Here is a 21,749-nt window from a genome sequence, read left to right on the forward strand (position 1 = left end):
AACAGTAAAAAACCCGGAATTTATCTATATATTTAGCCTGATTATTTCTTAATAATTGGCAAATATTGCTGGAATGATTTAGCAATTGTTGAGAAATTATCCGCGATTGCGCCCGGAACTGGTTCCGCAATGCGCCATATAACCCCATTTGCGCAGGGCATCTGCCCGCGGAAGTTGCTGTCCTGCGTACAGTGCACTGGTAGCTGCAAGCCAGGGGCGGTAGCGTGCCTGTAAAATATTTTTGAATGATTTTGTGAATAAAACGCTTTCTGATCAGTAATCTTTGCTATCTTCAGGCTTCCGGAACATATCAGTCTGCCACGGCAGAGCCTGTTACCGGAGCATCACAGTGACGATTATGACCGCGAATAATCACCGGCAGTAGTCCCCGCCGGCGACCTGTCGGATTGTCCGGCATTCTGATACTAAGAACAGACATGACTTCATTATAGCTTATATTTTACCTGCTGCAGGCCCGGAACACCCTTCAGTTTGTGCGGCCCGCGGGACAGGAGAGGAGACAGCACTGATGCACAACGCCTTAAGCAAGGCTGAACAGACGCCGCCAGCCCATCCCCGTCGCGGAGCAAAAAAAAGCCTGATGGCGATGATGGTCGGGCTGACACTACTGCCGGCCGCCAGCAGCTTTGCCGGTGGCCTGGTATTACCGGACAGTGATTTACGTTCTGACCTCAGCTGGCTGGCAGACCGCGGGGTGATCCGCCTTAGCCTCAGCACCTGGCCCCTGAGTGAAGATGCAATAGAAGCCGCACTGGAGAAAGCCCATCCGGCCTATTCTTCGGAACAACTGGCGATTGAGCGGGTACAGCAACGGTTGCGGACCCTGAAATCGGATGTGCGGATCAACGGATATACCTCGACCGGTGGTTCCGGCCAGCCGAAAGCCTTTGCACAGTCAGTAACTGCTGATAACCGGTTATCGGTAATCTCCAGCAACAGCGGTGACTGGTGGGACATTAATCTGCAGGGCAACCTTGAAGCGGGAGAGCAGATCCAGTCGCCTTCCCGCGCCAACCTGAATAACAGCTACGCTGCGGTAAAAATCTGGGGCCAGTGGTTGTCTTTTGGTCAGACTCCCCAGTGGTGGGGGCCGGGTAACGAAGGCAGCCTGATCCGCTCTGATGCCGCCCGGCCACTGACCGGATTTATGTTACAGCGTGACCGCCAGACCGCCCCGGATATCTGGTGGCTGAACTGGGTCGGCCCGTGGCAGTACCAGATCTCTGCCGCCCAGGAAGCCCAGTATACGGCAGTGCCCCATACAAAGATTATCGGTATGCGCCTCAGTGTTTCCCCGTGGCAGTCACTGGAACTGGGAGCCAGCCGGATAATGCAGTGGGGCGGCGAAGGACGTCCTCAGTCGTTAAATAATTTCTGGGACGGTTTTGCCGGTAATGACAATACCACCGCCAATGACCCTAACGAGCCGGGTAACCAGCTGGCCGGGTTTGATGCCCGGCTGAAACTGGAACCGACCCTCGGTATCCCGGTCAGTATCTACGGTCAGCTGATTGGGGAAGACGAAGCCGGTAAACTGCCGTCGTCGAATATGTACCTGCTGGGGATCGAAGGGCATCAGAGCCTGGGGAAAAATGCGGTTAACTGGTATCTGGAAGGCCATGATACCCGTACTGATATGAGCCGCACCAACTACAGTTATACCCACCATATCTATAAAGACGGTTACTACCAGCAGGGTTATCCGCTGGGCGACAGCCTGGGGGGCGATGGCCGGTTACTGGCGGCGAAAACCGAGCTGGTCACCGAAGATAACCAGCGCTGGAGTGTGCGTATGTTCTACGCCAGAGTAAACCCGGAAAATCAGCGTATTAACCGTGCCTTCCCCCATGCGGATACCCTGAAAGGGGTACAGCTGGGCTGGGGAGGCGCAGTCTATAAATCGGTACGGCTGAATCTGAGTAGCTGGTATACCGATGCCAGCCATAATGATAATAACGATTTAGGTGCCAGCGCGGCACTGGAAATCCCGTTTCAGCTGTAACTAATCACTGACGTTGTATGGCCGTATCAGACGGCCGGGGCAGGGAGGCCCGCAGTATCCGCCGCGGAAGGGCAACAGTCAGCAGTGTCTACTTTTAACTGATGAAATAAATTGATGAAAACAACCGTACTGAAACTGACAGCCGCGGCAGCCCTGGTGGGGCTGCTGAGCGGTTGTACCATGATCCCCGGCCAGGGGCTGAACAGCCTGCGTAAAAATGTGGTGGAACTGCCGGACAGTGACTATGACTGGGATAAACTGGTAAATGTCTACCCGATGACCCCGGACCTGATCGACCAGCTGCGTCCGGCACCGATACTGGCCCAGCCTAACCCGCAGCTCGACAGCCTGCTGAGCAGCTACCAGTACCATATCGGCCGCGGCGATGTATTAATGATCACCGTCTATGACCACCCGGAACTGACCACCCCGGCCGGCACCTACCGCAGTGCCAGTGATACCGGTAACTGGGTCGGGGCCGACGGCACTATTTTCTACCCTTATATCGGTAAAGTGTATGTGGCCGGTAAAACCCTCGACCAGGTACGGGTGGAAATTGCCCGCCGGCTGGCGACCTATATCGAAAGCCCGCAGGTGGATGTCAGTGTGGCGGCTTTCCGTTCCCAAAAAGCCTATGTCACCGGTGAGGTGACCCGCTCCGGCCAGCAGGCGATTACCAATGTGCCGTTAACCATTATGGATGCGATTAATGCGGCCGGCGGATTATCGGCCGATGCGGACTGGCGGCATGTGGTACTGACCCATAACGGTAAAGACATTGTGCTGTCCCTGCAGGCCCTGATGCAGAAAGGGGATCTGTTAGAAAACCGGTTACTCTATCCGGGCGATATTTTGTTTGTGCCGCGTAACGACGACCAGAAAGTCTTTGTGATGGGCGAAGTCGGTAAACAGAGCACCCTGAAAATGGACCGCAGTGGTATGACCCTGGCCGAAGCCCTTGGCAGCTCTGACGGGATTAACCAGCAATATGCTGATGCCTCGGGGATTTTCGTGATCCGTAAGATCCCGAAAGATAAACAGGGGCGGATTGCCAATATCTATCAGCTGAATGCCAAAGATGCCTCAACGATGGTCATGGCCAGCGAATTCCAGCTGCAGCCTTACGATATTGTCTATGTGACCACCGCACCGCTGGTACGCTGGAACCGGGTGGTATCTCAGTTATTACCGACCATTACCGGTATCTATAATATGACCGAAACAGCGAATTATTACGGAAATCTGAAATAATTATGTTTAATTCAATCCTGGTGGTCTGTACCGGTAATATCTGCCGTTCGCCGATTGGCGAACGGCTGCTGCGTCAGGCGTTACCGGACAAAACAATTGACTCTGCGGGGGTCGGCGCATTGGTTGATCATGAAGCCGATAGCTCAGCGATTGCTGTTGCCGGACAGCATCAGTTATCGCTGCAGGGCCATAAAGCCCGCCAGTTTACCGGCCGGCTGGGGCGGCAGTATGACCTGATACTGGTAATGGAAAAACACCATATCGAACAGGTGACCAGAATTGCCCCCGAAGCGCGCGGAAAAACCCTGTTAATCGGCCACTGGCTGGAAAATAAAGAGATCCCCGATCCGTACCGGCAGAGTATGGAAGCATTTGAATTTGTCTATCAGTTACTGGACCAGGCTTGTCAGCGCTGGGCCGGGAAACTGGGCGGTTAACCTTAGGAAGTCAACATGTCACCGACAGCGAAACATACCCCGGCCAGTCCGGACTCTGATGAAATCGATCTGGGACGCCTGCTTGGCGAACTGATCGACCACCGTAAACTGATTATCAGTATTACTGCGGTTTTTACCGTGCTGGCAATACTCTATGCCCTGTTTGCCACCCCCGTTTATCAGGCGGATGCGCTGGTACAGGTGGAACAGAAGCAGGGCAATACCCTGTTAAACAGTCTTAGCCAGATGCTGCCCGACAGCCAGCCGGCATCAGCCCCGGAAATTGCTCTGTTACAGTCACGGATGGTGCTGGGTAAAACCGTCGACGACCTGAACCTGCAGGCGCAGGTCAGCGAAAAATACTTTCCGCTATTTGGCCGCGGCTGGGCGCGGTTAACCGGCCACCCGCCGGGCACCCTGACTGTTGGCCGTATTTATGTGGCTGCACAGGACGGCAAAGTACCGGCCCTGACGGTTACCGCGGGTGACAATGGTCATTATCAGTTATCCGGTGGCCCCTATCATTTACAGGGCCATATCGGTCAGTTGCTGGAAGCAAATGGTTTATCCCTGTTAATCAGTGATCTGCAGGCCCCGGCGGGCACAACATTTACCATTAATTATCTGACCCGGCTGGAAGCAATAAATAATCTGCAAAAGTCGTTTTCGGCGGTTGATCAGGGTAAAGATACGGGGATGTTAAATCTGACCCTGAGCGGCAGTGACCCGGCGCTGATCCGGCAGACCTTACGCAGCATCAGTGATAACTACCTGGCACAGAATATTGCCCGCCAGGCGGCGCAGGACAGTAAAAGCCTGGACTTTCTGGCCCGGCAGTTACCTGAGGTACGGGCGGAGCTGGATGCGGCCGAAGATAAGCTGAGCGCTTACCGTAAACGCAGTGATTCGGTTGATTTAACCATGCAGGCCCGTTCGACCCTTGACCAGGTGGTGAATGTCGATAATCAGCTGAACCAGTTGACCTTTCGTGAAGCGGAAGTGTCGCAGCTGTTTACCAAAGACCACCCGACCTACAAGGCGCTGCTGGAAAAGCGTAAAACCCTGCAGGATGAAAAAGCCCGTTTAAATAAACAGGTCTCGGCGATGCCGGCCACCCAGCAGCAGGTACTGCAGTTAAGCCGCGATGTGGAATCAGGCCAGGCGGTATATATGCAGTTACTTAACCGCCAGCAGGAACTGAATATTGCCAAAAACAGTGCTATCGGCAATGTGCGTATTATTGATGATGCGGTAACCGAACCGAAACCGGTAAAACCGAAAAAATCATTGATCGTACTGATTGGTATTGTACTGGGCGGGGCAATATCTGTCGGGCTGGTGCTGCTACAGGTATTTTTGCGCCGCGGGATTGAATCGCCGGAGCAGCTGGAAGAGCTGGGGATTAATGTCTATGCCAGTGTGCCGGTTTCTGAGTGGATGGCCCGCCAGCAGCCGAAACGGTCACTGAAAGGTAAACATAAACGTAAAGAAAATACCCGTTTCCTGGCGAAAGATAACCCGGCAGACCTGGCCATCGAAGCGATCCGCAGCCTGCGCACCAGTCTGCATTTTGCCATGATGGAAGCCAGAAATAACGTGCTGATGATTTCCGGGGCCAGCCCCAATGCCGGTAAAACCTTTATTACCACCAACCTGGCGGCGGTAATTGCCCAGAGCGGCCAGAAGGTGCTGTTTATCGACGGTGATATGCGTAAAGGCTATGCTCATCAGATATTTAACCAGACCACCGACCATGGCTTATCGGATATTCTGTCCGGTAAATCACAGATACCGCAGGCGGTAAAAAGCGTGGCGAACGGCAGCTTTGACTTTATTGCCCGTGGTGCCATACCGCCCAACCCGGCGGAGCTGTTAATGCACCCGCGTTTTCAGCAGCTGCTGGACTGGGCCGGCGAACACTATGACCTGGTACTGGTGGATACCCCGCCGATTCTGGCGGTCACCGATGCGGCAGTGATTGGCCGTTATGCGGGGACCACCCTGCTGGTGGCCCGTTTTGAACAGAACACCGCCAAAGAGATTGAGGTCAGTATCCGCCGCTTTGAACAGAGCGGGGTAGAGATTAAAGGCTGTATTCTGAACGGGGTGGTGAAAAAAGCCAGCAGCTATTATGGCTACGGTTACAGCCACTACGGCTACTCTTACGACGATAAACAGCAATCATAATTCCGTTATTCTAACACTCAGTGCGGGGCACATAGCTGTGCCCCGGCATTCCCTCCGCAACCTCTTTATTAACACCACCCGCACAGGGAGATGGTGAGGAAACCATGACGCGTTTAACCCGAAATTTGTGGGTCAGCGGGCTGCTGATCCTGTCAGATTTTATCGGCTTTACCCTGGCGATTTATATTGCGATGGGCATTTTACAGCTGACCCTGAGCCATTTTCATGACCGCATTCCTGAGGTGCCGACCGAAGGCTGGATCAGTCTGCACTGGATGCTGGCCTGCTGCTGTATCGGATGGTTTGCTGTCCGGCTGCGCCATTACTTTTACCGTAAAACCTTCTGGTTTGAACTGAAAGAGATCCTGCGCACTCTGCTGATTTTTGCGGTATTTGAAATAGCGATAGTGGCTTTTGCCAAATGGTATTTTTCCCGCTACCTGTGGGTACTGACCTGGCTGCTGGTGCTGCTGCTGGTCCCCGCCCTGCGGATGCTGACCAAAAAACTGCTGGATAAAGCCGGCCTGTGGCAGCGGGACGCGATTATTATCGGCAGCGGTAAAAATGCCATTGACGCTTACCAGGCGATTACCAGCGAGAAAAACCTTGGTTTCCGTGTCACCGGGTTTATTAATACCGAACCGGCTCTGGCCGGGCAGCAACAGTTGCAGGGAATCCCGTTATTAGACTGTAATCCCGGCTGGCTGGGTAATGGCGTAGATCGGCGTCAGCAGTTTATTGTGGCGGTGGAAAGTCAGCAGGCCGAACTGCGGAATAGCTGGCTGCGGGAAATGATGATTAAAGGCTATCGTTATGTATCGGTAATCCCGACATTACGTGGTATGCCCCTCGATAGCACCGATATGTCATTTATTTTCAGCCATGAAGTGATGATTTTCCGTGTCCATCAGAACCTGGCAAAGTGGTCATCACGGGCACTGAAACGCGGTTTTGATATCTGTGCCTCGCTGGCAATTATTATTCTGCTAGCGCCGTTACTGCTGTATATCCGCAGTAAAGTCAGAAAAGACGGGGGGCCGGTAATCTATGGTCATGAACGTATCGGCCAGCATGGCAAGCCGTTTAAATGCCTGAAATTCCGTTCTATGGCGGTTAACTCCGGACAGCTGCTGGAAGAGTTACTGGCCAGCGACTCTGAAGCGAAAGCCGAATGGGATGCCACCTTTAAACTGAAAAATGACCCGAGGATCACCAAAATCGGCGATATTCTGCGCCGCACCAGTATGGATGAATTACCCCAGCTGTTTAATGTACTGAAAGGGGAAATGAGCCTGGTCGGGCCGCGGCCAATTATCCAGCAGGAACTGGAGCGTTATCATGAGCAGGTCGACTATTATCTGATGAGTAAACCGGGTATGACCGGACTCTGGCAGGTCAGCGGCCGCAGTGATGTGGATTATGAAACCCGCGTCTATTTTGATGCCTGGTATGTCAAAAACTGGTCAATGTGGAATGATATTGCGATTTTATTTAAGACTGTCGGGGTGGTTTTGAAAAAAGATGGAGCATACTAAGAAAATGAAAATTCGGAGTGATTATATAATGACGAATTTTTTAAATAAAAAATATAATGGGGTGCTATATTTCATTATATTATCTTTTTTTTTCTGTTGTTTTTTAGTGTCTCCATTGTTGTCATTTTTTGGCATTATAATTTTATTCGCTATAGTTGAGGTGAGGAATAAGTCATTCAGATATCCACTGACTGTTTTAGCATTTTTTTCTGGGGCGGTGATATACTCATCAAGAGTTGTCGGTAATATTTATGGTGATGATTTTGCTAATGAATATTACCCCCTTTATAATGGAATTTATAAAGGGGAAGGGATACTTGATGGTGATTTTGGTGGGGGGGTTGAAATTGGGTTGTCTTCATATTTTAAATTATTATCAATAATACTACCTCATTTGTCAGAATCAGGAGTCATGCTATCAGTATCATTATTATGCACGATGCTATTCTATTTTTGGATAGAGTTCTTTCTATTTAAAGATTATAAATTAAAAAATGAAACATTATTTTTAGCTTCGGTTCTTTTGTTTTTTGGTTATTTCGTAACAACTCAATTAATGCGACAGGCTATATCGACAGTATTTATTTTATATTCTTTGTCATATTGGGATAGAGGTTGTAAATTTAAATCTGTAATAAGTATATGTATTGGCGGCATATTCCACCTAACAGCAATCCCATTGGTTTTTATATTCCATATTTTAATGGGTGAAAATAGAAAGCTTAAAATATGGTTAGTGGGTATTTTTTTTGCATTTGGCTTTCTTTTTACAACCGTCCTTAAAATCATATCAGGTAGTGGAATTTTCTTTGGGGTCGTAAGTAAATTTTTGTATTACCTAACAAATACAGAGAGTGGGTTTGCAACTGCATATTATTGGAAGTTATTATTACCAGTCATCATCATTAGTTTTTTTATTTCTAAAGATGAAAGTCCAAAGCTTAAAAGTCTTCTTTTTTATGGGGTGATGAGTTATCTGTGTTTAATAGAAATACCATTTGCATCTGATCGTGTATTTATGCTCATGAATATATACTTATTAGGTGGGATAGTCTTCGTAGCATTTAGTAAGTTTCTTAATGGTTTTAGATTGGTTGTTATTTCTTTATGTATAATGCGATTCATTTTATTAGGCCCATACTATAATTTTGAATGTGGTAACACAGTATTATGTCTTTGGGGGGCATATCCATGGTTAGGGAGTTTCCTTTAGGTAATGAGGGGAAAAATATCATAGTAACAGTCTATGTAACAACACAAAATAGACCGGAGCTATTAGACAGAGCATTACATTCTCTTCATGAACAAACGTTCTCAGATTTTGAGGTAATTGTATGTGATGATTGTTCAAACCACGAAAATCACCTGAAAAATATGAAAGTGATCGAAAAACATAAAGGCATCCTATCGAGTTTAAAATACTTACGAAATGATCAGGTAAAAGGTGCTTGTTATAGTCGGAATTTAGCTATTTCTCATGCTAAAGGAGAGTATATCACTGGTTTGGATGATGATGATTTATTTCACCATAAGCGTCTGGAGTTATTTTTACAGGAAGTTAAAAAAGGTTCTTATTCATTTTTATGTGCTAATTCTAAAAAATATACAGGTACTATAAATGAGCCATTGAAAAGTGGTTGTAATGAAATAACATTTGAAGAAATGAAGAAGTATAATGCTGTAGGAAATCAGATTTTTGTCCGGACAGCGTTAATAAAATCAGTAGGTGGATTTGACGAAAAAATGCCAGCCTGGCAAGATTATGATACCTGGTTCAGGTTAATATATAAATATGGAACTGCCCTGAAAATAAAAGCATGTACGATGTATTTAGATGATAATGACAACAGAATAAGAATTACAACTTCAAGTAAGGCTTATAAGGGATATTGTAAATTTATAGCTAAGCATGAAAGTTTTCTTAACAAAAGTGAACTGGCTAGCCTATATTATCTTGATAAGATAAACAGGAAGGAAAATTTTAATGTTTTTAAGGCGTGCTTGAGATTAGATATGCATTCGTTTATCAAAGTTTTTAAATACTCTTTAACCTATAAATATCCTGCTGCTTATAGGATATATGAAAAAACATTCAAATAGTGTAGGAATACTTTTAGGGAAGACAGGTAGTTAGAATGGAGCTATATTTTTTAGTAAAGTAAGTTTTTAATGGTGAATATTAGATGGTATGAATACTCTTATGTAGAAACTTTAACTCATCTGTTTCTAATAGCACAGTGCCTTTAACTGTAGTGTTATTTATATTATGTGGTTTATGGTATCACTTAGTGAGAATAATATCTGATTGTGGAGTGCAGGATGCATGCTATATTTTACTGGTTGTTGTTAATTAACATTATAAATTGAACCTCAATGGAAAGCTAAACACTTATGTTATGGCATTTTGTTTAAATAGAGTATTTTTATATTAATCAGGTGGTTTATGAAGAAGATACTTACAATTATTCTGTTAATCTCTATTCCTTTATCATGTGGTGCTAAGTCAATTTTTAAGGCTGGTAGTGATTTTTATGATGAAAACCACAATATTATTAATGCACATGGAGCAGGATTTCTTAAGATAAAAGATACTTATTATTGGTACGGGGAGCTAAGAACTACACACCAGGATAATACAGGTAAAGTTAATGTTTATAGCTCTAATGATCTCTATAAGTGGAAATACAGAGGTGTTGCATTAGATTTGTCAGGAAAAAAAGATAAATATTCGATTGAAAGACCAAAGGTTATTTATAATGATAACACGAAGAAATATGTTATGTGGTTTCATGTTGAATTGCATGGCCACTATCAGACAGCTATTGCAGGTGTAGCACAGTCAGATAGTCCGGCTGGTCCATTTGAATTTATAAATATAACATGGCCAAATAAAAAATCATTACCTGTTTTTTCTGACATCCATAATATTAAAGAATCATGGTACATTAAAAATGTAGAAAGAGGAGAGCAGGTATTTAAAAGAGATTTTAATCGAGGTCAGGCATTTAGAGATATGACTTTATTTAAAGATGATAATGGAAAAGCATATTTAATTTATGCATCTGAAGATAATCTATCACTTCATATATCAGAGCTTGATAAAACATATACTCAATTAGATGGCAACTTCTCTCGGGTGCTTGTAGGGCTTAAGAATGAAGCTCCAACTATCTTCAAGCACAATGGGTTATATTATCTGATAACGTCTGGGCTCAAAGGATTTTCTCCGACAGATGCGAGAAGTGCTGTAAGTAAAAATATTTTTGGCCCATGGACTTTATTAGGAAATCCTGTGGTGTCTAATAATGCAGAAGATAAAAGGAATACGTTCAGTTCTCAAGGGACTTATGTATTAAAGGATCCTACGGGGAAAGGTTTTATCTTTATCGCTGATCAATGGAATCCAGGAAACCTAATTAATAGCAAATATATTTGGTTGCCTATAGAATGGCAGGGTAATAGACCAGTTATTAAGTGGAAAAGTGAATGGAGCTATTGATGAAATTGAATCATTCTAATTCAAAAGTTGGAATTATAATGCCGATGTATAACGCTGAAGCAACCATTGAGCGCGCTATCGAATCGGTAATAAATCAGAAATATAAAGAATGGATTCTATATATTATTGATGATTGTTCCACTGATAATTCTCATGTTTTAATTGAAAAATATTTATCTGATGATCGTATTGTTTTACTAAAGAATGATTGTAACATTGGAGCTGCGAAGACCAGAAATAACGGCTTAATAGCTTCAAATGAAGAATTTATTTGTTTTTTAGATAGTGATGATGAATGGCTTCCTGAGAAACTTTTTATACAAAAAAATGAAATCGGCACGAATGATTTTTTTTCAATAACAAACTATAACTATATTTCACAAGGAAATAGCTTCCCTATTATAGCTAATAAATTGTTTTTAAATAAGCATGATTTGCTTTCCAAAAAATATAGAGTTTGCTTTTCATCTCTAATGATTAAAAGGAAAGATAAAGAAATGGTTTTTGAAAATATCGGGCATGAGGATTTTTTATTTCTTCTTGGTTGCTTAAAAGAGAACAGAGTGATAAAGATAGTTAATAAACCCCTGGTTAATTATCATGCACAGCCAGTATCTCTATCTTCAAATAAGAAAAAAGCTATAATCTGGCACTATAAAATCCTAAAGAATTTATATCCATTTAATCTAATCAAACGATGTTATTATATGCTTTGTTATGCTTATCAAGGTGTTATGTTTTCAAAAAAAATAAGGTAATAATTGAGTGCGTAAAATTGCTATAGTTATCGAAAATGCATTTTTATATGCCGGGACTGAGAATATATGTAACTTCATGTCTGAATGTTTTGGGGATAAAAATGAAGTAGACATAATATCTCTTAATGGTACCCCCCCCTCATTTTATCCATTCTCATTTGCAAATAATATTATAACATTTCATAGTAGTAAATATAGGTTATTAGGTGTTATAAAACATTTGAAGTCAAGCTCATACGATCGTGTCTATGTGATTACTATGGGAAAACTAAGTGTGTTATTTTCTATTTTAATGAAAACATACCTTTTGGATTCATCGAGAATAATATCATGTGAGCATGTTTCTTTAGCGTCTTTTAATAACATAGTTAAGTTTTTGAAGTTTATTTCTTTGCGTTTTTATCGTGAGGTTGTAGTACTGACAGATAAAGACAGTGTTATCTTATCCAGGTGGGGGGTAAAAAATAGAGTCATTAAAAATCCTATTGTTTTTAGAGGGTATGAAAGAACATTAACTTATAAAAGGGCTTTGGCAATAGGCAGGCTATCACCTCAGAAAGGATTCGATCGTCTTTTATATATTTGGTCAGAGTTTGTAAAAAACAATAAAAATTGGGTGTTACAAATAGCAGGTGATGGTCCTGAATTAAATAATTTAAAAATGATAATTTCTAAATTAAATTTGGAAGGCAGTGTTGCACTCCTTGGTAAAGTTAAAGAAATTAATGAATTATATAAGAATAGTGATATTTATCTTATGACTTCAAGGTATGAAGGCCTTCCTTTAGTTTTATTAGAGGCGAAATCCTGGTCCTTACCTGTTATTTCTTACGATTGTCCTACTGGTCCGGCAGAGATTATCAATGATGGTGTTGATGGTTATCTTATAGAAGATGAAAATTCATCGGAATTTATTGAAAAAATGACACACCTCATTTCTACACCAGGGCTTCTGGTACAAATGTCAAACAATTGTAAAACAAGTTCACTAGAGTTTTCATCAGAAAAAATATCTCAGCAATGGTTGAAAACACTGGAAGATAATTAAATAATACTGTTATTAATTATCTTCCATTTAAATGGTTTTTTTAATTTGTAGTTTAATTTATAGTTTACTTTATGGATTAATGGTTTTCTCGGTATTTATTATTTTAAATAATGTGTAGGTGATAATTTTAAAGTGGATATTGTTAATTACTCTAACGATAGATGTAAATTTATTATTTAATAAGTTTGTGATCTTTATTGTAAATGTATAATGGGCTCTTAAAATAAATCACCCATCATTGAATTTAATGTGATCATTAATATTAAAAATCTATAAGTAATTACTACTAATAAATGTTTACCCTGGTAAATAATAAAATTTTAATAAAAATTACATTTAGTTCTGTTTGCATTAAGCCATCATGGCTATTATTGTTAAATTATAAAAAATAATCAAAAACTGTTTTTTACATGTACTTCTTGTAGGGGATGGTAACGCATTTTTATTAAGGATTTAATATGAACCACGCATTTTGTATTCTGGCTCATAAACCATCAGTTTCACTTTTCTATACTGTAAAATATTTATCTAAGCATCCGACTAATCGGGTTTTTATTCATTTAGATAAAAAAGCAAATATAAAAGACTTTTGTGAAATTAATGGGGGGAATGTTCATTTTATCGAAAAACGGTTTAATATAGAGTGGGGGGGGGCTAATATGGTTAGAGCAACTCTTGCACTTCTTGATGCTGTGAATGTTGATGGTTATTGTACTCTGCTTTCGGGAGATGACTTTCCTTGTGTTAGTTTTAATACTTTAAATGCATTTTTTGACTCTCTGGGTGGGACTAATCTTATCCACATTCAGGATTTTAGAAATAATAAAGTCGATCCTTACGCCAGGTTTAAATATTTTTATCCAAAGTCTTTCTTTAAAAAAGAACGAAGTTACATCGATAAAGTCATTTGTATGATCTATAGAGTATTACCATTTCATATAAATAAAGCAGGGATTGAATTTTTAAAGCGTAAAAATATATCTTTATATAAAGGTACTCAGTGGTTTAGTTTGAGTGCAGATGCATTGGGTAAAATTAAAGAGTTTATCAGAACTGAGCCAGACTTTATTTCTATATTTGATGGTACTTTTTGCCCTGATGAAACATTTTTTCAGACTTTAGCTGTTCATTTGAAACTACCAATTTTTAATGATGAAAGTACTCCAAATAACTGCTTAAGATATATAGACTGGAAGTCAGGCCCTGATTTTCCAAAAAATTTAGATTTAAATGATGTGGAATCAGTGAAGTTATCGAGTTGCTTATTCGCAAGAAAAGCATCGGCTGGGCTTTCTGAAGATGACCTGAGGCTATTTATTCGTGATTAATAAACACTTTAGAAATATTATTGTTTTAAGAACTAATATTTACTCCGCTCGTTGGGATACTATCTTTTCAAAACTCCCATCGAATGTAAAAATTATGGTCGTTGCAGATTGCAGAAATGAAAATTTTGTATTTAATAATGGTATTTCTATAGGTTATAATATTGATAACGTATCATGCTTAAAATTACCTTTAGCAGATGATATGCAGTGGAGATTTGGAGACTATGCAATTTATTTAGCTGATGATTATCTTAAAAATAATGAGATTACATATGATTACATATGGATTATTGAACCGGATTTTCATATAACGATTGATTTTTATTCTTTTATTTGTGGTTTTGATAGTAATGATGCTGATTTTATAACTACTTATTTTGAACCAGCTGATGATAGTTGGATGTGGTCTAAATATAGCAATGAGATGGGTTACCAAAAAGTTTATAAAACATTTTTTCCGTTTGTTAGATTAAAGTCTAACCTGGTTTCTGAGTTGCTTGATAGAAGAATAAAGTATCCTAGTCTTGCTAATGATGAGAGTTTTGTAGCCTCATTTATTGGTAATAATAATTTTAAGTTTGATTTATTTTCTAATTACATTAAATATAATAGAAATTCATTCTCCTATAGATTACCCCATTACATTCCGTTTATAAGATATTATTTGCAGGCTAAATCTGATATTTATCATCCTGCATTTGACCGTTTTTTAGACTACGCCGAGCATCTGAAGAAAAGATCTTCATGGAAGAAGGTTTTAAAGAGAGTGCTATTAATTAATAATTATGATTGATTTTTTATTCAGGGGTGGATATGAAAGTTTCTTTCTTAGTCGTTCTTTTTAATAAGGAAATATATGAATCAAAAACTTTATCTACTCTTGTTGATTTAAATGATAATGATATAGATTTGGTTATTTTTAATAATGGACCAAGTTCTATTTCAGATTTAGATAAAGACAATATTTACATTTCTCTTGTTGAAAAACTAGGTTCCGTGACATTTCTTGAAGATTGTAATAATATTCCGCTTAGTGTAATTTATAATAGGTTCCTCTCTATCAAAAACAGTTCAGATGCTTATGTTTTGTTCGATGATGATAGTGCTGTTCCTGCTGATTATGTTACGAATATTTATAAAAATCAGTCGCTGTTTCCTGCTGACTTAATTATCCCAAGGATATTTAGTTATAAAGATAACACCTATCATTACCCTAGATTTAACGGTAAGGTTATAGAAACTGATATCGTAATAAAGGGATGTGATACGGGGAATGTAATGTCTATTGGTTCAGGTATCATTTTATTTGATTCATTAATTAGAAAGTTAAAGTCGCAAGGGCTTTTTGTCTTCGATGAGCGATATGCATTGTATGGTGTCGATTATAGCTTATTCAGGTCTATTAAAAAATATAATTTAAATAAAAGTGATATTTGTATTCGGGTTGCGGGTGATTTAATTCATGATCTATCAAGTGGTTCTGCGGTTCAGGAGCCATGGAGAGTAAAAGAGCGTATTATTGACCATGTTTTATCTGTTAAGTATTACTCACCAACTTTTATACATAAAGTTTATGGGCTAATGAGGCTTATTGCTAAAGAATTATCTAACTTCAGATTTAAAAATGTTTTTTTTGTCCTCTGCATTTATTTTAAAGGGAAGCACCCCAGATGTTAGTTTCTATTTTTCGAGGTTGCCAATGAAAATTTTTATCACCGGTGGTGCCGGGTTTATCGGTTCCGCAGTAGTACGTAATATTATAGAAAATACTCAGGATCAGGCGATAGTCATTGATAGTCTGACCTATGCCGGTAACCTGGAGTCTCTGGCCGGGGTAGCAGACAGCCCGCGTTATCATTTTGAACAGGTTAATATCTGTGACCGTCAGGCTCTTGATGCGCTATTCAGCAAGTATCAGCCGGATGCGGTAATGCACCTGGCGGCAGAAAGCCATGTCGACCGTTCTATCGATGGCCCGGCGGCATTTATCGAAACCAATGTGGTCGGCACCTATACTCTGCTGGAAGCGACCCGCCACTACTGGAATACCCTCGACAGTGCAGCAAAACAGGCTTTCCGTTTCCACCATATTTCCACCGATGAAGTCTATGGTGACCTGGAAGGGACCGATGATCTGTTTACTGAGACTACCCCATACGCACCGAGCAGTCCGTATTCAGCCTCTAAAGCTTCCAGTGATCATCTGGTCAGGGCCTGGCTGCGTACCTATGGCTTGCCGACCATTGTCACTAACTGCTCAAATAACTACGGCCCGTATCACTTCCCTGAAAAACTGATTCCGCTGATTATCCTTAATGCAATGGCCGGTAAACCGTTACCTGTCTATGGCAATGGCAGCCAGATCCGTGACTGGCTGTATGTCGAAGATCATGCCCGCGCCCTCTATACTGTGGTAACTAAGGGGGAAGTCGGCGAAACCTATAATATTGGTGGCCATAATGAACGCCGTAATATCGAAGTGGTTAAAACTATCTGCGGCCTGCTGGAAGAGCTGTTACCGAATAAGCCACAGGGTGTAAGCCACTATGCAGATCTGATCACCTATGTTCAGGACCGTCCAGGCCATGATCTGCGCTATGCAATCGACGCGTCGAAAATTGAACGTGAACTGGGCTGGACTCCGGCAGAAACCTTCGAAACCGGGATTCGTAAAACCGTCGAATGGTATCTGAATAACCCTGTCTGGTGGCAGCGGGTGCTGGATGGTTCTTATGCCGGCGAACGACTGGGTTCACTTTAATTAACAGGAAACAGAGTCAATGAAAGGTATTGTGTTAGCCGGGGGTTCCGGTACCCGTTTATATCCGATTACTCAGGGCGTTTCTAAGCAGCTGATGCCCATTTATGATAAGCCGATGGTGTTTTACCCGATTTCGGTACTGATGCTGGCCGGGATCCGTGAAATTCTGATTATCTCCACCCCCGAGGATATGCCAGGCTTTAAACGTCTGCTCGGTGATGGCAGTCAGTTTGGTGTCAGTTTCTGTTATGAAGTTCAGCCGAGTCCGGACGGGCTGGCACAGGCTTTTATTATCGGTGAAGAGTTTATTGATGGTGACAGCTGTGCGCTGGTGCTGGGTGATAATATTTATTTTGGTGAAAGCTTTGGCCGTAAGCTGGAAAATGTGATGCAGCGTACGCAGGGGGCGACCGTATTTGGTTACCAGGTGCTGGACCCTGAGCGCTTCGGGGTGGTGGAGTTTGACGAAAATAACCGTGCTATCTCACTGGAAGAAAAACCGGCGACACCTAAATCTAACTGGGCGGTAACCGGTTTATATTTCTACGATAAAGATGTTGTGGAAATGGCAAAGCAGGTAAAACCTTCGGCGCGCGGCGAACTGGAAATTACCACCCTTAATGAGATGTATCTGCAGAAAAATGCGCTGCATGTCGAAAAACTGGGCCGCGGTTTCGCCTGGCTGGATACCGGTACCCATGACAGCCTGCTGGAAGCGTCATCATTTATTCATACTATCGAAAAGCGTCAGGGCTATAAGGTCGCCTGTCTGGAAGAAATTGCCTATAACAAAGGCTGGCTGAGCCGTGAGCAGGTGCAGCGCCAGGCAAAATTATTAGCTAAAACCGGCTATGGCCAGTATTTGCAGCGTATGATTGAAGAGGAATAAAATGCAGGTTATTGATACTAAAATCGCTGATGTTAAAATTATTCAGCCAAAAGTGTTCGGCGATGAACGTGGTTTTTTCCTCGAAACCTTTGAGAAAAAACGTTATCAGCAGATGCTGAATATCGACTTTGATTTTGTGCAGGATAACCATTCCCGTTCGTCGAAGGGAGTATTACGCGGCCTGCATTTCCAGACCAAACATGCCCAGGGTAAGCTGGTACGGGTAGTACGTGGCGAAGTCTTTGATGTGGCGGTGGATATCCGTAAAGATTCACCGACCTACGGCCAGTGGGAAGGGGTGATTCTTTCGGAAGAAAATAAAACCCAGTTCTGGATCCCGCCGGGCCTGGCCCATGGTTTTGTGGTACTTTCTGATATTGCTGATTTTGAATATAAATGTACCGATTACTATACCCCGGGGTTTGAAGGCTGCCTGGCATGGAATGATCCCGAGGTAGGGATTCAGTGGCCGATTGATTTTGAACCTGTTTTATCAGAAAAAGATAAAGCAGGGCTTAGTATTAATTTGATTTAGGTTATTTGTTAGTTAATAAAACACGCTAACTGATTGTTTTTATTTACTGAGCTCTTTTTATTTAAACAGAGCTCTTTATTTTAAATTTTGGTGCTTTATGATTTGGTATTTCCTATGAATCTTATCTCAAATGCAAAGTGGAATGCTTTCTCACAATTGTTTAAAATAATAATTCAGCTTTTAAATCTGATTTATCTGGCAAAGATAATCCCTCCTTCTGAATATGGGTTAATGGCAATGACAGCCGTAGTTGTTAACCTGGGGACGTTACTTAGAGATTTAGGAACTTCAGCAGCATTAATTCAGAGGAAAGAATTAAATGAAAAGCTTAAAAATACAATATTCTGGATAAACTTAATTATGGGGGTTGCGATCGCAATAGCTATTTGTTTATTGTCTCCCGTCCTGTCAGCGGTCTATAATCAACCTGAATTACTTTTAGTATTTATCCTTATTAGTGTGATTTTTCCATTATCCAGCTCAGCTGCAGCTCATCTTGCTCTGATGGAAAGAGCATCTCAGTTCAGAAAAATATCATATATTGAAATTACGTCTTCAGTTTTTTCCGTAATTGTTGCTATCATTATGGCAAATTTAGGCTACGGTGTTTTCAGTCTGGTCGGTCAGGCCATAACCCTTAACTTAATCTCAGCGATACAGTTCTGGAGAGCATCAACCTGGAGGCCATCAATAAAAGAGTTTATTTGTAAGGAAGAATTAAGGAATGTATTTGGCTTCAGTGCTAATTTATCAATGTTTAACCTGATTAACTACTTATCCAGGAATGGGGATAGTTTTATTATTGGTAAGTATATGTCAGCAGCGATATTAGGAAGTTATAATTTAGCATATAGGATTATGTTGTTTCCATTGCAAAGTCTGACTTTTGTTGCTTCAAGATCACTTTATCCAATATTGAGCAGGCAGCAGGATGATAATGAAAAAATAAATAAAACCTATAATGATTGTGTTTTTGTTATAGTGTTAATTACAGCGCCGCTTATGACGGGGATTGCACTATTAAGTCATCCTTTCATTAATTTGACCTTTGGCAATCAGTGGGGGGTTACAGCCGACGTGCTAAAATGGTTAGCGCCTACCGCTATTATCCAATCAATATTAAGCACGACGGGTTCAGTATTTACTGCCAAGGGGCGTACTGATATTCTTATGCGGCTTGGGATATTAGGGACAGTTTTGCAGTTTGGTTCTTTTTTAATTGGCGTTCATTTTAGTATCGTTACTTTCGCTTTTTGTTATCTTATTGCTAATATCCTTAACTTTATACCGGTAATGCTGTCTTTAATGTATGTTATTTCCGGTAGCTTTTTGATTTTTATTCGCCAGCTTGTGCCGATAATAATATCAACACTGGTTATGTTTTTCTTAATAAATCTTTTTGGCCATTATTTTATACCGATAAATGATATAAGTAACTATTGGCAGTTGATTTTAACTTCAGTTGTGGGTGCTGTAATATATGTAATATCCATGCTAACCCTGTCATTTAAAATAAGATTTTTTATATTTAATAAATTATTTAAGGTGAAGTCATGAAAATCCTCCTTACTGGTGCTAACGGTCAGCTGGGCCGTTGCTTCCGGGACCTGGTGTCCGAAACTGATACTGTTTTAGCTCTGGGATCACAGGAGCTTGATATCAGTAATCGACAGGAAGTGATTGAAACCGCTAAACAGTTTCAGCCTGATATCATCATTAATGCTGCTGCCTATACGGCGGTAGATAAGGCAGAAAGCGAACCTGAACGCGCGGCGGCGGTAAATAGCCATGGGCCGGAAAATCTGGCGCTGGCGGCAAAAGCGGTTGGTGCAAAACTGGTGCATGTCTCTACCGATTATGTATTTGATGGCGCAGGCAGTACGCCTTACCTGGAAACAGATGCAGTAAACCCATTAGGCGTTTACGGGCAGACTAAACTGGCCGGTGAGTTACTGGTGCGCAGTATTCTTCCGGACGCGATTATTGTACGTACTGCCTGGGTGTTTAGCGAATACGGCAATAATTTCGTTAAAACGATGCTGCGGCTGGCAAAAGACCGCTCTGAACTGGGTATTGTTGCTGATCAGGTTGGCTGCCCTACCTATGCGGGTGATATCGCAACAGCTATCCTGAAAATGCTTAAGGGAAATGCAGCAGGTGGTATCTATCATTATTGCGGCGATCGTAGTCTATCCTGGGCCGAATTTGCACAGGTGATTTTTTCTGAAGCAGAAAAGGCAGGTATTCTTAGTCAGTCACCGAAAGTTAATTTTATTACTACCGACCAGTATCCTACGCCAGCACCTCGTCCCGCTTACTCGGTAATGTCTAATGAGAAGGTTTCAGATTATTTTGCAGCTTCTGACTGGCTTGTTTCTTTAAGGAGATATTTAAATCAATATTAATTTAAATATATTATTATTTATTTTTTTCTCTGAAGTTTAACTTTAAACTATTAAACATAACGCAGGGTGGATAATGGAAAGTAATAATATTGCAATCATTATAACAGCATATAAAGACCTGGAAAATATCTGTAAGTTATTAGACAGGCTTAAAGAGTTCCCTGTGTATATACATATAGACAAGAAAAGTAGCTTACTTAAAGAGATAGGAAAAATAACTGATTATGCGAATGTGAATTTTGTTGATTCAACCTATAATATAACCTGGGGCAGTCCATCGCATTTGCATGCAATATTTAATCTGATGCTGGAGGCTTCAAAAAATAAAACAGTTTCCTATGTTCATCTTATTAGTGGTCAGGACTTCCCGGCAATAACAAGTGATAAGATAGTTGAGGTAAGTGATAAATTTAAATCAAATATATTTATGACTTGCAGGGCGCTTTCTGAAATTAAAGACAAAGGTGTTAGAGCAAGGTTATATAGACGCTCACTATTTCCTGGTGTTGACTCCAGAAGTTTTCTTGGGAAGTTTGTTAAGTTTATTGAAAGGGCACAATTTCTTTTCCCAAGGAAAAAGCTAGGGGATTATCAACTTAATGATATATATAAAGGTATGATTTGGTCTTCATTCCCAAGGGCGTTTATGGACTATGTAATAGAAAATCATAGTTCAGGGCAATTTATGAAAGACCTGAACAGGACAAATATCGCAGAAGAATTTTTTTTTCAAACAATAGCAATGAACTCTCACTGGAAGGATAAAGTTATAAATAATAACTTAAGATATACTGACTGGACGGGGCGAAATGGCTCAAACCCATCAGTTCTTGACTTAAGTGATTTAGATAAAATAAAATCAAGTGATTGTATTTTTGCCAGGAAGATTGATTCATCTATAAGTGCTGATCTGAGGGTGAGATTATAAGTAACAGACTGAGTTTTTGAAAAGTATTTATAATTATCAGCTTGTTGTTATTTTTCAGAGGAAAAGATTTTGTTCTGTTATTACCTACCGCTGTGTCGGGAGCTTTTTATTGTTGGGGGGGGGGGGGTGCCCGGTAACATGTTTTTATTTTTTTTAAGGCCGCCC

19 protein-coding genes are annotated in these 21,749 nt (G+C 41.3%); all 19 read left to right on the forward strand.

The window, feature by feature from the left end; translation table 11 throughout:
• Nucleotides 1-601: 601 nt before the first annotated feature.
• The 19 genes from JK216_RS14470 to JK216_RS14560 all read left to right on the forward strand — a co-directional run bounded on the left by JK216_RS14470 (nt 602) and on the right by JK216_RS14560 (nt 21,584).
• A complete protein-coding gene (locus tag JK216_RS14470) occupies nt 602-2,023 on the forward strand; it encodes a capsule assembly Wzi family protein (RefSeq protein ID WP_249213033.1) in 1,422 nt (473 codons plus the stop codon).
• A 114-nt stretch (nt 2,024-2,137) separates the two neighbouring features.
• Nucleotides 2,138-3,274: a polysaccharide export protein gene (locus tag JK216_RS14475; protein ID WP_212709128.1), complete on the forward strand. Its 1,137-nt coding sequence runs from the start codon at nt 2,138-2,140 to the stop codon at nt 3,272-3,274.
• 2 nt (nt 3,275-3,276) lie between these two features.
• Nucleotides 3,277-3,711 (forward strand): protein tyrosine phosphatase, encoded by a 435-nt coding sequence (locus tag JK216_RS14480; RefSeq protein ID WP_212709127.1) that lies wholly within the window; start codon nt 3,277-3,279, stop codon nt 3,709-3,711.
• 15 nt (nt 3,712-3,726) lie between these two features.
• A complete protein-coding gene (locus JK216_RS14485) occupies nt 3,727-5,898 on the forward strand; it encodes a polysaccharide biosynthesis tyrosine autokinase (protein ID WP_212711138.1) in 2,172 nt (723 codons plus the stop codon).
• Nucleotides 5,899-6,002: 104 nt separating this feature from the next.
• On the forward strand, nt 6,003-7,433 hold the full coding sequence (gene wbaP, locus JK216_RS14490) for an undecaprenyl-phosphate galactose phosphotransferase WbaP (protein WP_212711137.1): 1,431 nt from the start codon (nt 6,003-6,005) through the stop codon (nt 7,431-7,433).
• A 28-nt stretch (nt 7,434-7,461) separates the two neighbouring features.
• On the forward strand, nt 7,462-8,646 hold the full coding sequence (locus tag JK216_RS14495) for an EpsG family protein (protein WP_212711136.1): 1,185 nt from the start codon (nt 7,462-7,464) through the stop codon (nt 8,644-8,646).
• Nucleotides 8,625-9,533 carry a glycosyltransferase gene (locus JK216_RS14500; protein ID WP_212711135.1) on the forward strand — a complete coding sequence of 303 codons (909 nt, stop codon included), beginning with the start codon at nt 8,625-8,627 and terminating at the stop codon, nt 9,531-9,533. The genes JK216_RS14495 and JK216_RS14500 overlap by 22 nt, the downstream gene beginning before the upstream one ends.
• 343 nt (nt 9,534-9,876) lie before the next feature.
• Complete coding sequence (locus JK216_RS14505) at nt 9,877-10,932, forward strand: glycoside hydrolase family 43 protein (protein ID WP_212711134.1); 1,056 nt, start codon at nt 9,877-9,879, stop codon at nt 10,930-10,932.
• A complete protein-coding gene (locus JK216_RS14510; RefSeq protein WP_212711133.1) occupies nt 10,932-11,690 on the forward strand; it encodes a glycosyltransferase family 2 protein in 759 nt (252 codons plus the stop codon). The genes JK216_RS14505 and JK216_RS14510 overlap by 1 nt, the downstream gene beginning before the upstream one ends.
• Before the next feature lie 7 nt (nt 11,691-11,697).
• Entirely contained in the window at nt 11,698-12,738 is a 1,041-nt protein-coding gene (locus JK216_RS14515; protein ID WP_212711132.1) for a glycosyltransferase family 4 protein, read from the forward strand.
• Nucleotides 12,739-13,196: 458 nt separating this feature from the next.
• A complete protein-coding gene (locus JK216_RS14520) occupies nt 13,197-14,066 on the forward strand; it encodes a beta-1,6-N-acetylglucosaminyltransferase (RefSeq protein ID WP_212712165.1) in 870 nt (289 codons plus the stop codon).
• Nucleotides 14,059-14,859, forward strand: a complete 801-nt coding sequence (locus JK216_RS14525; protein WP_212712164.1) for a hypothetical protein — start codon at nt 14,059-14,061, stop codon at nt 14,857-14,859. The genes JK216_RS14520 and JK216_RS14525 overlap by 8 nt, the downstream gene beginning before the upstream one ends.
• Nucleotides 14,860-14,879: 20 nt before the next feature.
• Nucleotides 14,880-15,743, forward strand: a complete 864-nt coding sequence (locus JK216_RS14530) for a hypothetical protein (protein ID WP_212712163.1) — start codon at nt 14,880-14,882, stop codon at nt 15,741-15,743.
• A 22-nt stretch (nt 15,744-15,765) separates the two neighbouring features.
• Complete coding sequence (rffG, locus tag JK216_RS14535) at nt 15,766-16,827, forward strand: dTDP-glucose 4,6-dehydratase (protein ID WP_212712162.1); 1,062 nt, start codon at nt 15,766-15,768, stop codon at nt 16,825-16,827.
• A gap of 19 nt (nt 16,828-16,846) precedes the next feature.
• Nucleotides 16,847-17,716, forward strand: coding sequence for a glucose-1-phosphate thymidylyltransferase RfbA (gene rfbA, locus JK216_RS14540; RefSeq protein WP_212712161.1), 870 nt, complete (start codon nt 16,847-16,849; stop codon nt 17,714-17,716).
• Nucleotide 17,717: 1 nt separating this feature from the next.
• Nucleotides 17,718-18,251, forward strand: a complete 534-nt coding sequence (gene rfbC / locus JK216_RS14545; RefSeq protein WP_212712160.1) for a dTDP-4-dehydrorhamnose 3,5-epimerase — start codon at nt 17,718-17,720, stop codon at nt 18,249-18,251.
• A 114-nt stretch (nt 18,252-18,365) separates the two neighbouring features.
• Complete coding sequence (locus JK216_RS14550) at nt 18,366-19,808, forward strand: lipopolysaccharide biosynthesis protein (protein WP_212712159.1); 1,443 nt, start codon at nt 18,366-18,368, stop codon at nt 19,806-19,808.
• Nucleotides 19,805-20,656 carry a dTDP-4-dehydrorhamnose reductase gene (gene rfbD / locus JK216_RS14555; protein WP_212712158.1) on the forward strand — a complete coding sequence of 284 codons (852 nt, stop codon included), beginning with the start codon at nt 19,805-19,807 and terminating at the stop codon, nt 20,654-20,656. The genes JK216_RS14550 and rfbD overlap by 4 nt, the downstream gene beginning before the upstream one ends.
• A gap of 73 nt (nt 20,657-20,729) precedes the next feature.
• Nucleotides 20,730-21,584: a beta-1,6-N-acetylglucosaminyltransferase gene (locus tag JK216_RS14560; RefSeq protein WP_212712157.1), complete on the forward strand. Its 855-nt coding sequence runs from the start codon at nt 20,730-20,732 to the stop codon at nt 21,582-21,584.
• Nucleotides 21,585-21,749 lie beyond the last annotated feature (165 nt).

Source organism: Tatumella sp. JGM94 (assembly GCF_018257595.1).
In the GTDB taxonomy this organism is placed as follows: Bacteria; Pseudomonadota; Gammaproteobacteria; order Enterobacterales; family Enterobacteriaceae; genus Tatumella; species Tatumella punctata.

Coding starts and splice junctions, on each gene's coding strand:
- JK216_RS14470 (WP_249213033.1), top strand. CDS start 602: ATGGCGATGATGGTCGGGCTGACACTACTGCCGGCCGCCAGCAGCTTT.
- JK216_RS14485 (WP_212711138.1), top strand. CDS start 3,727: ATGTCACCGACAGCGAAACATACCCCGGCCAGTCCGGACTCTGATGAA.
- JK216_RS14510 (WP_212711133.1), top strand. CDS start 10,932: ATGAAATTGAATCATTCTAATTCAAAAGTTGGAATTATAATGCCGATG.
- JK216_RS14560 (WP_212712157.1), top strand. CDS start 20,730: ATGGAAAGTAATAATATTGCAATCATTATAACAGCATATAAAGACCTG.
- JK216_RS14480 (WP_212709127.1), top strand. CDS start 3,277: ATGTTTAATTCAATCCTGGTGGTCTGTACCGGTAATATCTGCCGTTCG.
- JK216_RS14550 (WP_212712159.1), top strand. CDS start 18,366: ATGAATCTTATCTCAAATGCAAAGTGGAATGCTTTCTCACAATTGTTT.
- JK216_RS14475 (WP_212709128.1), top strand. CDS start 2,138: ATGAAAACAACCGTACTGAAACTGACAGCCGCGGCAGCCCTGGTGGGG.
- JK216_RS14495 (WP_212711136.1), top strand. CDS start 7,462: ATGACGAATTTTTTAAATAAAAAATATAATGGGGTGCTATATTTCATT.
- rfbD (WP_212712158.1), top strand. CDS start 19,805: ATGAAAATCCTCCTTACTGGTGCTAACGGTCAGCTGGGCCGTTGCTTC.
- JK216_RS14505 (WP_212711134.1), top strand. CDS start 9,877: ATGAAGAAGATACTTACAATTATTCTGTTAATCTCTATTCCTTTATCA.
- JK216_RS14500 (WP_212711135.1), top strand. CDS start 8,625: ATGGTTAGGGAGTTTCCTTTAGGTAATGAGGGGAAAAATATCATAGTA.
- wbaP (WP_212711137.1), top strand. CDS start 6,003: ATGACGCGTTTAACCCGAAATTTGTGGGTCAGCGGGCTGCTGATCCTG.
- rfbA (WP_212712161.1), top strand. CDS start 16,847: ATGAAAGGTATTGTGTTAGCCGGGGGTTCCGGTACCCGTTTATATCCG.
- JK216_RS14530 (WP_212712163.1), top strand. CDS start 14,880: ATGAAAGTTTCTTTCTTAGTCGTTCTTTTTAATAAGGAAATATATGAA.
- JK216_RS14520 (WP_212712165.1), top strand. CDS start 13,197: ATGAACCACGCATTTTGTATTCTGGCTCATAAACCATCAGTTTCACTT.
- rffG (WP_212712162.1), top strand. CDS start 15,766: ATGAAAATTTTTATCACCGGTGGTGCCGGGTTTATCGGTTCCGCAGTA.
- rfbC (WP_212712160.1), top strand. CDS start 17,718: ATGCAGGTTATTGATACTAAAATCGCTGATGTTAAAATTATTCAGCCA.